This is a genomic window from Litorivita pollutaquae, from assembly GCF_003205515.1.
Lineage (GTDB): Bacteria > Pseudomonadota > Alphaproteobacteria > Rhodobacterales > Rhodobacteraceae > Litorivita > Litorivita pollutaquae.
Window position 1 is genome coordinate 145,729 of sequence record NZ_KZ826483.1, and the last position, 12,917, is coordinate 158,645.

Annotated in this window: 11 protein-coding genes; 3 read left to right on the forward strand and 8 right to left on the reverse strand. The window is 59.9% G+C overall.

Translation table 11 applies throughout. The features are described 5' to 3' along the window. The first annotated feature begins 212 nt into the window (after positions 1-212). Complete coding sequence (locus tag DI396_RS07265) at positions 213-854, forward strand: uracil-DNA glycosylase family protein (RefSeq protein WP_110795534.1); 642 nt, start codon at positions 213-215, stop codon at positions 852-854. Then, positions 847-1,650 carry an SseB family protein gene (locus DI396_RS07270; protein WP_110795535.1) on the forward strand — a complete coding sequence of 268 codons (804 nt, stop codon included), beginning with the start codon at positions 847-849 and terminating at the stop codon, positions 1,648-1,650. Before DI396_RS07265 ends, DI396_RS07270 begins: the two co-directional genes overlap by 8 nt. Here DI396_RS07270 and DI396_RS07275 read toward each other — a convergent pair. From DI396_RS07275 to DI396_RS07300, 6 genes are read right to left on the reverse strand one after another with little or no spacing between them, the layout of a single operon-like run. Next, positions 1,647-2,579: a 2-hydroxyacid dehydrogenase gene (locus DI396_RS07275; protein WP_110795536.1), complete on the reverse strand. Its 933-nt coding sequence runs from the start codon at positions 2,577-2,579 to the stop codon at positions 1,647-1,649. The genes DI396_RS07270 and DI396_RS07275 overlap by 4 nt on opposite strands. 21 nt (positions 2,580-2,600) lie before the next feature. Continuing rightward, on the reverse strand, positions 2,601-3,740 hold the full coding sequence (gene rodA, locus DI396_RS07280; RefSeq protein ID WP_110795537.1) for a rod shape-determining protein RodA: 1,140 nt from the start codon (positions 3,738-3,740) through the stop codon (positions 2,601-2,603). Continuing rightward, a complete protein-coding gene (gene mrdA, locus DI396_RS07285) occupies positions 3,737-5,680 on the reverse strand; it encodes a penicillin-binding protein 2 (protein ID WP_110795538.1) in 1,944 nt (647 codons plus the stop codon). Before mrdA ends, rodA begins: the two co-directional genes overlap by 4 nt. Beyond that, positions 5,677-6,216, reverse strand: coding sequence for a rod shape-determining protein MreD (locus DI396_RS07290; RefSeq protein WP_204362812.1), 540 nt, complete (start codon positions 6,214-6,216; stop codon positions 5,677-5,679). Before DI396_RS07290 ends, mrdA begins: the two co-directional genes overlap by 4 nt. After that, entirely contained in the window at positions 6,209-7,108 is a 900-nt protein-coding gene (gene mreC, locus DI396_RS07295) for a rod shape-determining protein MreC (RefSeq protein WP_110795540.1), read from the reverse strand. The genes DI396_RS07290 and mreC overlap by 8 nt, the downstream gene beginning before the upstream one ends. Positions 7,109-7,165: 57 nt before the next feature. Next, positions 7,166-8,212 (reverse strand): rod shape-determining protein, encoded by a 1,047-nt coding sequence (locus tag DI396_RS07300; protein WP_110795541.1) that lies wholly within the window; start codon positions 8,210-8,212, stop codon positions 7,166-7,168. A 216-nt stretch (positions 8,213-8,428) separates the two neighbouring features. Here DI396_RS07300 and DI396_RS07305 point away from each other — a divergent pair, with 216 nt between their 5' ends. Continuing rightward, positions 8,429-9,217 carry a 23S rRNA (adenine(2030)-N(6))-methyltransferase RlmJ gene (locus tag DI396_RS07305; protein ID WP_110795542.1) on the forward strand — a complete coding sequence of 263 codons (789 nt, stop codon included), beginning with the start codon at positions 8,429-8,431 and terminating at the stop codon, positions 9,215-9,217. A gap of 155 nt (positions 9,218-9,372) precedes the next feature. Here DI396_RS07305 and DI396_RS07310 read toward each other — a convergent pair whose 3' ends face one another. Together DI396_RS07310 and DI396_RS07320 are read right to left on the reverse strand one after the other, a co-directional pair. Further along, complete coding sequence (locus DI396_RS07310) at positions 9,373-10,947, reverse strand: 2-isopropylmalate synthase (protein ID WP_110795543.1); 1,575 nt, start codon at positions 10,945-10,947, stop codon at positions 9,373-9,375. Between the two features lie 381 nt (positions 10,948-11,328). Next, the gene (locus DI396_RS07320; RefSeq protein WP_110795545.1) at positions 11,329-12,840 is read right to left on the reverse strand and encodes an MORN repeat-containing protein; all 1,512 of its coding nucleotides are present in this window, start codon (positions 12,838-12,840) and stop codon (positions 11,329-11,331) included. Positions 12,841-12,917: the final 77 nt, after the last annotated feature.

The window sequence follows — 12,917 nt, forward strand, 5'->3', positions numbered from 1 at the left end:
GCATTTGCGCGCGAGGGGCAAGGAAGCGGCGGGAAAAACCGGGGGCTAGAAAGGACATGCATGGGCCGTGCAGGGCGGGCGTTCGGGGGCCGTTCCGGGACCGCGCCGGACCTGCCTTGCATCCACCGGTTTCGGCTCGCGGCGTGATAACATGCGGGCATGGGGGCGGCGCGCCCATTGGACCCACGCGCGGATTACGCTAGATTGGTCACATGACCGACCGTCCCAATGTTTCCGATCCCATCGACAGATCCGCCGGTAAATCCGCCAGCGATCTGCGGGCCCGTGTCGGCGCCTGCCGGATTTGCGCGGCGCGGTTTGCTGCGACCAAAACCGCCCATGTACCGCGTCCGGTGCCGTGGTTCGCGTCTTCCGCACGGCTTTTGATTGCGGGGCAAGCGCCCGGCATGCGGGTGCATCAATCGGGCGTTCCCTTTGATGATCGGTCGGGCGACAGGCTGCGCGATTGGCTCGGGATCGACCGCGCGCGGTTCTACGATCAAAGCCGCATCGCCATCGTGCCGCAAGCCTTTTGCTTCCCCGGTTATTCTGCCAAAGGCGCCGATTTGCCGCCGCCGCCGATCTGCGCGCACACTTGGGCGGCCGAAGTTCGCGCGGCCCTGCCCAATATTGAAATGACGCTTTTGGTGGGCGGTGCGGCGATGCGCAATTATCTGGGCGGTAAACGTCCCGTTACCGAAACTGTTGCCAATTGGCGCGCCTTCGCACCACGCATCTTTCCCTTGCCTCATCCGTCGTGGCGCAATACCGCTTGGCTTAAACGCCACCCGTGGTTCGAGGCCGATCTTTTGCCCGAATTGCGCCAGCAGGCCGAAAAGGTTCTTCATGACTGATCTCACCGCTCCGCTTACCCCGCTTGATATCGCCCATGCCGCAATGGAGGCCGCGCCGGAGGATGACGCCGCGCGGCTCAGGTTCTTTGAGCGGCTGGCCGATAGCGAGATGTTCCTCTTGCTGACCGAGGAGCCGGACGGAGACAATATCACGCCGGACGTCTTTGAACTTTCGGATCATTCCTTTGTGTTGATCTTTGATCGCGAAGAGCGTTTGTCGCAATTCACCACCCGCCCTGCGCCCTATGCGGCATTGTCGGGGCGGATGATCGCGGGGCTTTTGGCCGGGCAAGGTATCGGGCTTGGCGTCAATCTGGAGGTTGCGCCTTCGTCGATTTTGATCCCGCCGGATGCGGTCGATTGGCTGATGCAAACCCTTGATAACGGCCCGCAAGAGGCGGAAGAAAAGATCGCGGAATTCACGGCGCCCAAAGGATTGCCCGAGGCGCTTTTGGGCGCGATCGACGCGAAATTGGCCAGTGCCGTGGGCATGGCGCGCATGGCTTATCTGGTCGGGGTGCGGTTCGAAAGCGGCGCGCAGGGGCATATGCTTGGCTTTGTCGATGCGCTGCCCCATGCCGAGGGCGCATTGGCCAAAGCCGCCGCCGAGGCGTTGACCTTTTCGGGGATCGAAGCGGGGGCGATGGATGTGGCGTTCTTCCGCGCGGTGGATGCGGCGGCGGGCAAATTGGCCAAGGTCGGATTGCGGTTCGATCTGCCGCAGCCCGACGAGAGCCTTGCCACTGCACGCCCCGCGCCCGGCTCGGATCCGAATAAACCGCCGATCTTGCGTTAATAGCCGCGCGCGCGGTCCACAAGATACAGCATCGGCAACCCCGCTTCGCATCGGCGGATGTTTTCGGCCACCACGCTTGCCGCCGTTTCGGGGCGCGTTTCCGACGCGATATGCGGTGTGACGGTGACATTGGGGTGCGCCCAATACGGATGATCTTCGGGCAGGGGTTCGATGCGGAAGACATCCAACGTAGCCTGTCCGATCTGACCGGTTTCCAGCGCGGCGAGAAGCGCGTCATCGTCGATGAGGGGGCCGCGCCCGGGATTGATCACCACCGACCCGCGCGCCATAGAAGCGAGGGTTTCAGCATTGATGATGTTTTCGGTCTCGTCGGTTTTCGGCAGCAACAGCACGGTGATTTCCGCGCCTTCAAGGGCCTGCGTCAACCCGTCTGCACCGTGGTGGCAGGCAACTCCCTCAATGCTCTTGGGCGACCGGCTCCATCCATGGAGGTCAAAGCCAAGTGCGACAAGCGCCGAGGCCACGGCTTGCCCCAATGCGCCAAGGCCTAGAACCGTGACCTTGCGGTGCCATGCAAGCGGCGGCACCTGCGGAGCCCAATTGGCACCGGTGTTCTTGATTTGCGCATCCATGCCAAGATGATGGCGCAGCACATGGCCAACGCACCATTCCACCATGCCTTGCGTCAAACCGGGATCGACCAAGCGCGCCGCTGGCACGGTCAAGGTCGGGTTGCCCGCCAGATGCTCGACTCCGGCCGAGAGGGTCTGCACCGCTTTGAGGCGGGAAAACGGCCTGTAATCGGTTGGCGCGCCCTTTGCTCCGACAAGCAGATAGTCGGCCTGCGCGGGATCAATGTCGGGGCTGACCAGCGCATCCAACCCCGCTGCGGTCATCGCGGTTTGCAATGGCGCGGCGTAGCTGTCCCAAAGGGCGGGGCGACCGGCGAAAAGAACCTGAACTGTCATCTGTAACCTTTTGCGCTGGGCTTAACGGGGGCGATGGACATGGGCGCTTTGGATTAAGCCAAAGCCGACCATCAGCACCAGCATCGCCGAACCGCCATAGCTGACCAAGGGCAGCGGAACGCCCACGACGGGGGCAAGCCCCATGACCATCGACATATTCACCGCGAAGAAAAAGAAAAACGTCGAGGCGAGGCCAAAGGTCATCAAGGATGAAAACCGGTCCTTGTTTGACATCGCCGAGACAAAGCAAAACACGAGGATCAACGCATAAAGCCCCAGTAAGGTCACCCCACCGATAAATCCGAATTCCTCTGCCAGCGTGGTGAAAATAAAATCGGTATGTTTCTCGGGCAGGAAGTTGAGCCGGCTTTGCGTGCCTTGCATGAATCCGCGTCCCGTCCATCCACCGGAGCCCAATGCAATTTTGGATTGGGTGATGTGATACCCCGCACCCAGAGGATCCGAGGATGGATCAAGAAACGTGTCTATTCGCTTGTATTGATAGTCTTTTAACAGTTGCCAGCCGGTGCCGCGCGACTTGAACACGGCGGTGACGAGGCCCACTCCGGTGGCGATCACGGCCGCGAAATAGGACCAATGCACGCCGGCAATAAACATCACCACACCGCCGGAAGCGATCAGCAAAAGCGCAGTGCCGAGATCGGGTTGTTTGAGCACCAAAACCGTCGGCACAAGGATGATCAGAACCGGCACAAAGACCCAAACCGGATGCGAAACACGTTTTGCGGGCAGCCAGTCATAATAGGAGGCGAGCAGCATCACGAGGGTGATTTTCATCAATTCGGAGGGCTGCAATCGCATGAAACCCAGATCGATCCACCGTTGGGCCCCCATGCCGACAGTGCCGAAAAGCTCCACCGCGACGAGCAGAACCAGCGCGATCAAATAGGCCACCCCTGCAGTGTTGCGCCAGAACCACGCAGGCACCATGCCGATGATGAACATCAATACCAACCCAAGGCCAAAGCGCTTCATTTGCGCCGCCGACCATGGATCGAACCCGCCACCTGCGACGGAATAGAGCATTAGAAAACCGGTGCTTGCCACCGCGATGAGCAAGAGGGTCAAAGGCCAATTGAAGTATAGGAACTTACGCAATCCCGTCGGCGCGGATTTGACCGAATACTCAAGATAACTCATGCGCGGCCATTCCCGTCACGGTCCGATGCGGGGCGGGCTTGGCGCAGACGCTTTTGCTGTGCTGCGATGCGGGCGCGATCCTTGGCCGGATAGGCCGAAAGGGGCGGATCTTCGCCATAGAGCGCTTGCAGCGTGATGTCGCGGGCGATGGGTGCGGCTGTCGTTGATCCGCCGCCGCCATGTTCGACCACGACCGCCACGGCGACCTTGGGATTGTCGTAGGGCGCGAAATCCACGAACAGGGCGTGGTCGCGCCGCTCCCAGGGTAAATCACGGTTGGAGCGCACGCCGGCGCGGCGTTCGGCGGCGGTAATATTGCGCACTTGGCTGGTGCCTGTTTTGCCGGCCATTTGCATGCCTGCGGCGGTGATACGGCTGCCATAGGCAGTGCCGCGACGGTTGTTGGAAACGTCGAACATTGCCTTGCGCACATGGCGCAGGTGGTTCTCGTTCAATCCCAGACTCTCACCCGCCCCCGACGGTTGCTCCACCCCGTCGATGGATTTCACCAAACGCGGAACCAACGCCCGCCCCGTGGCGATGCGCGCGCTCATCACCGCCAATTGCAAGGGCGAGGCAAGCACGAAGCCCTGCCCGATCGAGGCATTGACGCTATCGCCGATCACCCAGTCCTTGCCAAAGCTTTTTTGTTTCCACGCCTTTGTAGGGGCGCGTCCGGTGGCGACGGCGCTCATGGGGATATCGAATTTTTGCCCAATCCCAAGCCGCATCGCCATGGCCGAGATTTTTTCGATTCCGACCTCCAGCGCGAGGTTGTAATAATAGACATCACAGCTTTCGCGCAGGGAAGAAGCAAGGTTTACATGACCATGCCCGGCACGTTTCCAGCAATGGAACCTGTGCCCTGCGACCTCCGTATACCCGCCGCAATAATGGGTATCGAGCGGGGTAATGATACCGGCCTCAAGCCCGGCCAGAGCCGCCACCATTTTGAAGGTCGAGCCGGGGGGGTAAAGCCCCTGCACCGATTTGGTCGCGAGCGGGCGGAATTGGTTTTCGGTCAAGGCGCGATAATCGGTCGTCGAAATGCCGCGGACAAACAGGTTCGGATCAAAGCTGGGCGCGGAGGCGATGGCCAAAAGATCACCGCTTTCGCAATCGATCACGACGGCGGCTGCGCTTTCCTGGCCAAGCCGCGCCTGAACGTAGTTTTGCAACATGTGATCGACAGTGATCTGGAAATCCTGACCGGCGCGGCCCTCTTCGCGGTCCAGTTCGCGCATCTCGCGGCCGGCGGCATTGACCTCGACCTGTTTGATGCCAGCCTTGCCGCGCAGGTCTTCTTCGTGTTTTGCCTCGAGACCGATTTTGCCGATCTGGAACCGCGGGGTGAGCAGCAATTGATCGGGGTTGTCGATCTTGGAGAGGTCATAATCGCTGACCGGGCCGACATAGCCGACCACATGGGCCAAATCGCTGCCCAAGGGATAATGCCGTGACAGGCCCACTTCGGGGGTCACACCGGGCAGGGCGGGGGCATTGACCGCAACGCGCGACATGGCTTCGCGCGATACCCGATCCGCCACGGTGACTTGGGTGTCGCCGCGCAGAGTGTTCAACTCATCCAAGGCGCGGGCCATCTCGTCAGGGTCCAGTTCGATCAACTTCATCAACCGCCCGATCACGGCTTCGACGTCTCCTGCGTCTTCGCGGACCATAGTGATGCGGTAAGACGGGGCGTTTTCGGCCACGATCCGGCCATTGCGGTCGAAAATCTGCCCGCGCGATGGGGGGATCAGGCTGACCTTGATGCGGTTTTCTTCGGCCAGCAGGCGGAATTTATCAGCCTCTTCTACCTGAAGGTGCCGCATCCGCAGCGCCAGAAGGCCCATGAAACCAGCCTGAGCCCCGCCCAGAATCAACCCGCGCCGCGTCATCTTGCGCGTGGTTTCAAGACTATCTCGGGGGCTGCGCTTCATAGGCGTTGTCCTAACGCGTTTACCTCGGCGAGCGAAGGCCGCCGCACGCGGAATAGCGTGATCGTGATTAAAACCGCGATCGGGTAGCAGGCCAGCGTCATGATCAATTGGATCAAACTCAGGCCGAGCGGCGCTTGGTCCACCAAGAGCATGGCCAAAATGATGCGGTAAGACAGAGCGAGTATGATCAAACCCGATGTCACGGTGATCCATTCCACAATAAAGCTTTGATCGCGCAAGGATATGGCCCGTGCCCGTAGTCCTTCGGTGATCAGAACCATCAGCGCCGCCCATAATCCGGGCGGGCGTTGGTACAGAAAATCCGCCAGCAATGCGATGCTTGCGACCGCCAGAACCGGCACATATTCCGGCCTGCGCAGCACCCAGGCACAGGTGAATGCGGCCAGTAAATCCGGACCTGCCCATGCGCGCGGTAGGGTTTCAAGCGGCATAAGATTGAAAAATATCAAAAAGATACACAGCGCCAGATACATGGCGCGCATCGACCATAGCCGCCATAGAGGATGCTCACCCATCGGCGGGGCCCTCTGGTGTGGCGGGCACCGGGGGGCCGCTGGTGACGGCGCCGCCGGGGTCGGTGATCCTTTCGGCACCATGGTTGCGCAGCACACGCAGGAATTCGAGCCGGCCATAATCGGCAGCCAGCCGCACGCGCAGCCGCCCGCCCGGATCTTTGGCGACCTGCCCGATCAACAAACCGGCCGGAAACACCCCGCCATCGCCGGATGTCACCACGCGGTCGCCGGGGCGCACAAGGTCCGCGTCTTCTAAAAATGTCAAAGGCGGGGCCGCCGTGTTGTCGCCGCCGATTAACCCGTGTTGTCCCGAGGGTTGGATTGTCACCGGTACGCGGCTGGAGGTGTCGGTCAAGAGGATCACCCGCGCGGTGCTTTCCCCGACGCCAGAAATCCGCCCGACAAGGCCCAATCCATCCATCGCCGCCCATCCGTCGATGATCCCGTCGCGCGCGCCCACGTTGAGCAGCACCGATTGCCGGAACGGCGAGCCGCTGTCGGCCATAACAACGCCGGTGACATAGGTCAATTGTGGATCAAGCCGCACGTTGTTCAAATCAAGCAGCCGCGCGTTTTCCTGTTCCAATTGCAAAGCGGCATCTTTCCACGCCTTCATCTGTTGTAACTCGCGGCGCAATTCGCCGTTTTGTTCGACGATACGTTGATAGCTTTGAAAATTACGCAACAGATTCACGGTGCCGTTGACCGGTGCCATCGCCCATTCAAAGCTTGGCATTACCCGATCGACGACCTGTGCACGAAATCGTTCCACGCGCGGACTGTCGATCCGCCAGACGAGAAAAATCGCCATGAGGAATAACAAGAGCAGCCCGACAAGCATGCGCTTGAGCGGGCCGGTATATTCTTCGCCTTGGCTGCGATCCCGTGCCATGGGGCATGGACCTCTTGTGGTTACATGTTTGCGTGGCTGCCCCTCAGGGTGGGCGGCTTAACTGTCGTAGTCAATCGCGTGGCGCAGCTGCTTCTCGAACTCAAGCGCCTTGCCGGTGCCGAGCGCCACACAGTTCAGGCTCTCGTTGGCGATGGAAACGGCCAATCCGGTTTGCTCGCGCAGAGCCAGGTCAAGATCGCCAAGCAAGGCGCCGCCACCGGTCAGCATCACGCCGCGATCAACAATGTCTGCGGCCAGATCGGGCGGTGTCGCCTCAAGCGCGGTCATCACGGCTTCGCATATCTGTTGCACGGGTTCGGCCAGAGCTTCGGCGATCTGCGCTTGGGTGACTTCGGTTTCCTTGGGCACACCATTGAGCAGGTCACGACCGCGAATTTGCATCGATGTGCCGCGTCCGTCGTCGGGCATGCGCGCCGTGCCGATAGAGGTCTTGATCCGCTCGGCGGTGGATTCGCCCACAAGCAGATTTTGCTGACGGCGTAGATAGTTGATGATTGCCTCATCCATACGGTCGCCGCCGACGCGCACCGAACGCGCATAGACGATATCGCCTAAGGACAGAACCGCAACCTCTGTGGTGCCGCCGCCAATATCCACAACCATATTGCCGGTGGGGTCGGTGATCGGCATGCCGGCGCCAATCGCTGCGGCGATGGGTTCGGCGATTAATCCGGCGCGTCGCGCGCCCGCCGAAAGAACCGATTGCCGGATCGCACGTTTCTCGACCGGCGTCGCACCATGGGGGACACAGACGATGATTTTGGGTTTGGAAAAGGTCGAGCGTTTGTGCACCTTGCGGATGAAATGTTTGATCATCTCTTCGGCGGTGTCAAAATCGGCGATGACCCCGTCGCGCATCGGGCGGATGGCCTCGATCGAACCGGGCGTGCGGCCCAGCATCAATTTCGCATCCTCGCCGACGGCCAAAACCTTTTTCACGCCGTCTTTGACGTGATAGGCGACGACCGAGGGTTCGGCCAAAACCACGCCTTTACCTTTGACGTAGACCAACGTGTTGGCGGTGCCGAGGTCAATCGCCATATCGGCAGAGAACAGACTGGGCAGTTTATTGAACATCGACATGCGCGGCGGCCTCGTAGGAGCATAGAAAACGGCCTGCGACTCGTCACCGGTGCAGGCCGTTGTCTTTATAGGGCGATGGTTCGCTTTGTGAAAGGGCCGTTAATGGGCGCGGCGGCGGGGTTTCGCCGGTATCCGGGGCGTCTTCCTGCGCAGCGATGATTGCCAAAAACGCCGCGAACCGCCATATATATTGATAAATGAGGAGCGAGGCGCAAGATGCTGTCATACCAACATATTTATCATGCTGGCAATCTGGCCGATGTGCAAAAACATGCGCTGTTGTGCTCTGCGCTTGGCTATATGACGCGGAAAGACAAGCCGCTGAGCTATATCGAAACCCACGCGGGGCGCGGGCTTTATGATTTATCCTCTGACGAGGCCTTGAAAACCGGCGAGGCGGCAGCGGGAATCGCGATGGTGCGTGACAAGGGCTGGTTCACGGCAGAGCACCCTTATACGCGGGCGTTGGCGCGGGTGGCGCAGGTGCATGGCGAGGATGCCTATGCCGGATCGCCGGTTTTGGCTGCCGAGACGTTGCGCGATCAAGACAGCTTACATTTCGCGGAGCTGCACCCGCAGGAGTATGCGGCGCTGGAATATGTCATGTCGCCCTATGGGGCGAAATGCAGCAAGGCCGATGGATTGGCGCATGCGATGGCAATCTGCCCGCCGATGCCGCGACGCGGGATGATTTTGATTGATCCGAGTTATGAAATTAAATCGGAATATCAAACGCTTCCGTCATTCATTGGCAAGCTGCACCGCAAATGGAATGTCGGTGTGATTGCGCTTTGGTATCCAATCCTGACCAGCGGTGCGCATCAAGAGATGCTGGCGGTGCTCGAGGGCATGGATTTGCCAAATGTGCTGCGCCACGAAGTGCGCTTCCCTCCGGCGCGGCAGGGGCATGGGATGATCGGATCGGGCATGTTCATTGTCAACGCGCCTTACGGGCTCGATGTCGAAGCGGCTCGGTTGAGTGAGATGTTCTCGACGCTCTCCTGAGTAAATGTTCGAAATTGTAAATTCAATTTGGAAATTCTGTGGGTAATATCAATTTTGAAGTTGAGAAGACGGGGTTGGCGATGCGACATGTCCGCCGCCCAAAGCAATAAAGTCCGGCGCGGGGCCGGACTTTATCTTAGTCATCGTGCCGGGTTTCAGGACGGATCGGTGTAGGACACTTCGCGGCGATCCTCGCCCGGCGCGGATTTTTCACGCCGCACCAACAAGCGGTTGAGCGCATGCACATAGGCGCGCACCGATGCGACAACCGTATCGGTATCGGCGGATTGCCCCGTCACGATGCGCCCGTCCTCTTCCATCCGCACAGAAACCGTTGCCTGCGCATCGGTGCCTTCGGTGACGGCGTGCACTTGGTAAAGTTGCAGGCGCGCGCCGTGCGGGAAAAGCGCCTTGACCGCGTTGAAGGCCGCGTCCACGGGGCCGTCGCCGGTGGCTTCGGTCGAGGCTTCGGCACCGTCAATCATCAAGGTGAGTTCGGCGGTTTGTGGCCCCTCGGTGCCGCATACGACGCGCAGGCGTTTGACCTGAATACGGTCGTTTTCGGGGTCGTCACCGGCCCGCATGAGCGCAACGAGGTCGTCATCATAGACCTCTTTCTTGCGGTCGGCGAGTTCCTTGAACCGCACAAACACGTCTTTGAGTTGGTTGTCGGCGAGATCAAAACCGAGGTCGCCCATTTTGGCCCGCAAAGCCGCGCGTCCCGAGTGTTTGCCAAGCGGCAAGGAGGTACCGGCAAGGCCAACATCCTGCGGGCGCATGATCTCGAAGGTTTCGGCGTTTTTCAACATGCCGTCCTGATGGATACCGCTTTCATGGGCAAAGGCGTTCTTGCCGACGACGGCTTTATTGAACTGCACAGCAAAGCCCGAAACGGTGGCGACACGGCGTGAGATATTCATGATCTTTGTCGTGTCGATGTCGGTTCGGTAGGGCATGATATCGTTGCGCACCTTGAGCGCCATGACCACCTCTTCGAGGGCGGTGTTGCCCGCGCGTTCGCCAAGGCCATTGATGGTGCATTCGACCTGCCGCGCCCCTGCGTCGACAGCGGCAAGAGAGTTGGCCGTCGCCATGCCCAAATCATTGTGGCAATGGGTGGAAAAAATGACCTCATCGGCGCCGGGCACGCGGTTCAAAAGCATACGGATCAACGCGGCGCTTTCGCGCGGGGCGGTGTAGCCAACGGTGTCGGGAATGTTGATCGTCGTGGCACCGGCCTTGATGGCGATTTCCACCACGCGGCAGAGGTAATCTTCCTCGGTGCGTGTGGCATCCATCGGCGACCATTGCACATTGTCACACAGGTTGCGCGCGTGGGTCACGGTTTCATGGATCCGTTCGGCCATCTCGTCCATATTGAGGTTCGGAATAGCGCGGTGCAAAGGCGAGGTGCCGATGAACGTATGGATGCGTGGTTGCGCGGCGTGTTTCACGGCCTCCATGCAACGATCAATATCGGCAAAACTGGCGCGGGCAAGGCCGCAAATCACCGAGTTTTTCGAATTCATCGCAATCTCGGAGACAGCTTTGAAATCACCCTCGGAGGCAATGGGGAACCCGGCCTCGATGATGTCGACGCCCATTTCGTCGAGCAATCCTGCGATCTCGAGCTTTTCGGCGTGGGTCATGGTTGCGCCGGGGCTTTGCTCGCCGTCGCGAAGTGTCGTGTCAAAAATTAAGACGCGGTCTTGTTTGGTTGTATCGGTCATTTTGGGATCTCTTTTCTATGTCTGCTAAGCTTTTGGCGCGAAAGGCACATCCTCTGAGCGGTCGCGCCGAAAGGGCACGCTCAGAGGCGGCTTAGCAGCAGACGCAGGGCAATCGCCGCGCGCGGGTGGCGTGCGGTGGCATCGGCGCATGTGCGCGGTGCGGTCATGATATGGCCTGAAATCTTCATACCGCGATTTATACATCGCAGCGGGTAAATGAAAAGCGCGAATTTTGCTGTGGTGGATATTGATGGGAAATTGGCGGCGGTTTTGAGGGTCATACCGGGCTGCGCCCCAGTGCCAGTGCCGCGCGCGACAAGGCGGTCACATATGCGCCGCCCCGATCCGCCGCCGCAGAGATTATGCCGTTGTTAGCCGTCGCTATTCGGCGGGCGGGGCATCATCCGTGGCGGTATCTGTCGGCGTGGTTTCTGTAGGGGCGGTGTCTACAGGGGCAGCGGGGGCAGGGGCCGCCGCCGCATCTGTATCGCTTTCCAATGCGCCGTTGTTCCAATCGCCGCTGGCTTCCTGACCGCTGGCATAGCGCATGGTGCCGCTGCCTTGGCGTTTTCCGGCGCGGAAATGGCCCTCGTAGATGTCGCCATTGGCATATGTGGCAACGCCGGTGCCGCTGATCTCTCCGGCGTCCCATTCACCTTTATAGCTAAAGCCATCTGCCATTTTGATCGTGCCGATACCGTGGCGTTGGCCCCCTGCAAATTCACCCTCGTAAACGGTGCCGTCGGGGTAGGTGGCGCGGCCGCTGCCGTGGCGTTGGCCATTTTCCCATTCGCCTTCATAGCGATAGCCATCGGCATAGGTCATCACGCCTTGGCCGTGGTTTTGCGCGTTGTGGAATTCACCTTCATAGACAAGGCCATTGGGGTATTCGGCGCGGCCGGTGCCCTCAATGATCCCCTCTTTCCAATCGCCCTCATAGGTCGAGCCGTCTGCATAGGTGATTTTGCCGGTCCCATCGGCCAGATCATCGCGGAATTGCCCGACATAAACAGAACCGTCGGGGTAGGTGACTTGGCCTTGGCCTTCGATTCGGCCCGCAACCCAATCGCCAATGTATTGATATCCGTCCGCGCCGGTAAAGGTGCCCTTCCCCTGACGTTTGTCGTCGGCGAACTCACCCTCATATGTGTCGCCATTGGCGTAGATGACGGTGCCGTTGCCTTGGCGGCGGCCTTGGACCAGCGTGCCTTTGTAGACATCGCCATTGGCTTGGGTCAGTGTGCCGCTGCCGTTGATTTGGCCACCCTTCCATTCGCCTTCATAGACAAGCCCGTCAGGGATGGTCAATTTGCCGAGACCTTCGCGCGCGCCATTCGCGATGTCCCCCTCGTAGAGGGTGCCGTCTGGGTAGGTGATCGCGCCGGTGCCCTGTTTGACACCCTCAATCCAATCGCCATCATAGATATAGCCGCCGGGGCTTTGCATTTTGCCTTTGCCATGGTGCATGGCGTTGAGAAAGCCGCCTTCGTAACGCACGCCATTGGCATAGACCGCGATGCCGGTGCCCATGATCTTGCCGTCTTCCCATGTTCCCTCATAGGTGCCACCATCGGAAAAGACGATTTTGCCGGTGCCTTCGGGTTTGCCCTTGGCAAATTCACCGACGTAAACCGACCCGTTGGGAAACCGCGCCGTGCCTTGGCCGCGAATTTCGCCCATCTCCCAATCACCGGCGTATTCATAGCCATTGGGCAGGCGGTAGGTGCCGGTGCCATGTTGCAGCCCGTTCTTGAACGTGCCCTCATAGACCCCGCCATCATCATATTGTTTGGTTTGCACCTCACCGTCTTGGGCCATGACCGGCGCGGTGACAAGGCTGGCTCCTGCGGCAGTCAGAATGCAAAAGGACAATGTTTTCAGAGCGGTGTTCATGGAATCTCCAGACGAGAATGGCGGCTGTTAAACCTGTTTGAAATCTAACGCCCTCGCGGTGGCGGGGCAACTGGTTA

What these genes read in the sequence shown, in the direction of transcription:
- mrdA (WP_110795538.1), bottom strand. Translation starts at nt 5,680, where the DNA reads ATGAAGCGCAGCCCCCGAGATAGTCTTGAAACCACGCGCAAGATGACG.
- rodA (WP_110795537.1), bottom strand. Translation starts at nt 3,740, where the DNA reads ATGAGTTATCTTGAGTATTCGGTCAAATCCGCGCCGACGGGATTGCGT.
- DI396_RS07310 (WP_110795543.1), bottom strand. Translation starts at nt 10,947, where the DNA reads ATGACCGATACAACCAAACAAGACCGCGTCTTAATTTTTGACACGACA.
- mreC (WP_110795540.1), bottom strand. Translation starts at nt 7,108, where the DNA reads ATGGCACGGGATCGCAGCCAAGGCGAAGAATATACCGGCCCGCTCAAG.
- DI396_RS07305 (WP_110795542.1), top strand. Translation starts at nt 8,429, where the DNA reads ATGCTGTCATACCAACATATTTATCATGCTGGCAATCTGGCCGATGTG.
- DI396_RS07320 (WP_110795545.1), bottom strand. Translation starts at nt 12,840, where the DNA reads ATGAACACCGCTCTGAAAACATTGTCCTTTTGCATTCTGACTGCCGCA.
- DI396_RS07275 (WP_110795536.1), bottom strand. Translation starts at nt 2,579, where the DNA reads ATGACAGTTCAGGTTCTTTTCGCCGGTCGCCCCGCCCTTTGGGACAGC.
- DI396_RS07265 (WP_110795534.1), top strand. Translation starts at nt 213, where the DNA reads ATGACCGACCGTCCCAATGTTTCCGATCCCATCGACAGATCCGCCGGT.
- DI396_RS07300 (WP_110795541.1), bottom strand. Translation starts at nt 8,212, where the DNA reads ATGTCGATGTTCAATAAACTGCCCAGTCTGTTCTCTGCCGATATGGCG.
- DI396_RS07270 (WP_110795535.1), top strand. Translation starts at nt 847, where the DNA reads ATGACTGATCTCACCGCTCCGCTTACCCCGCTTGATATCGCCCATGCC.
- DI396_RS07290 (WP_204362812.1), bottom strand. Translation starts at nt 6,216, where the DNA reads ATGGGTGAGCATCCTCTATGGCGGCTATGGTCGATGCGCGCCATGTAT.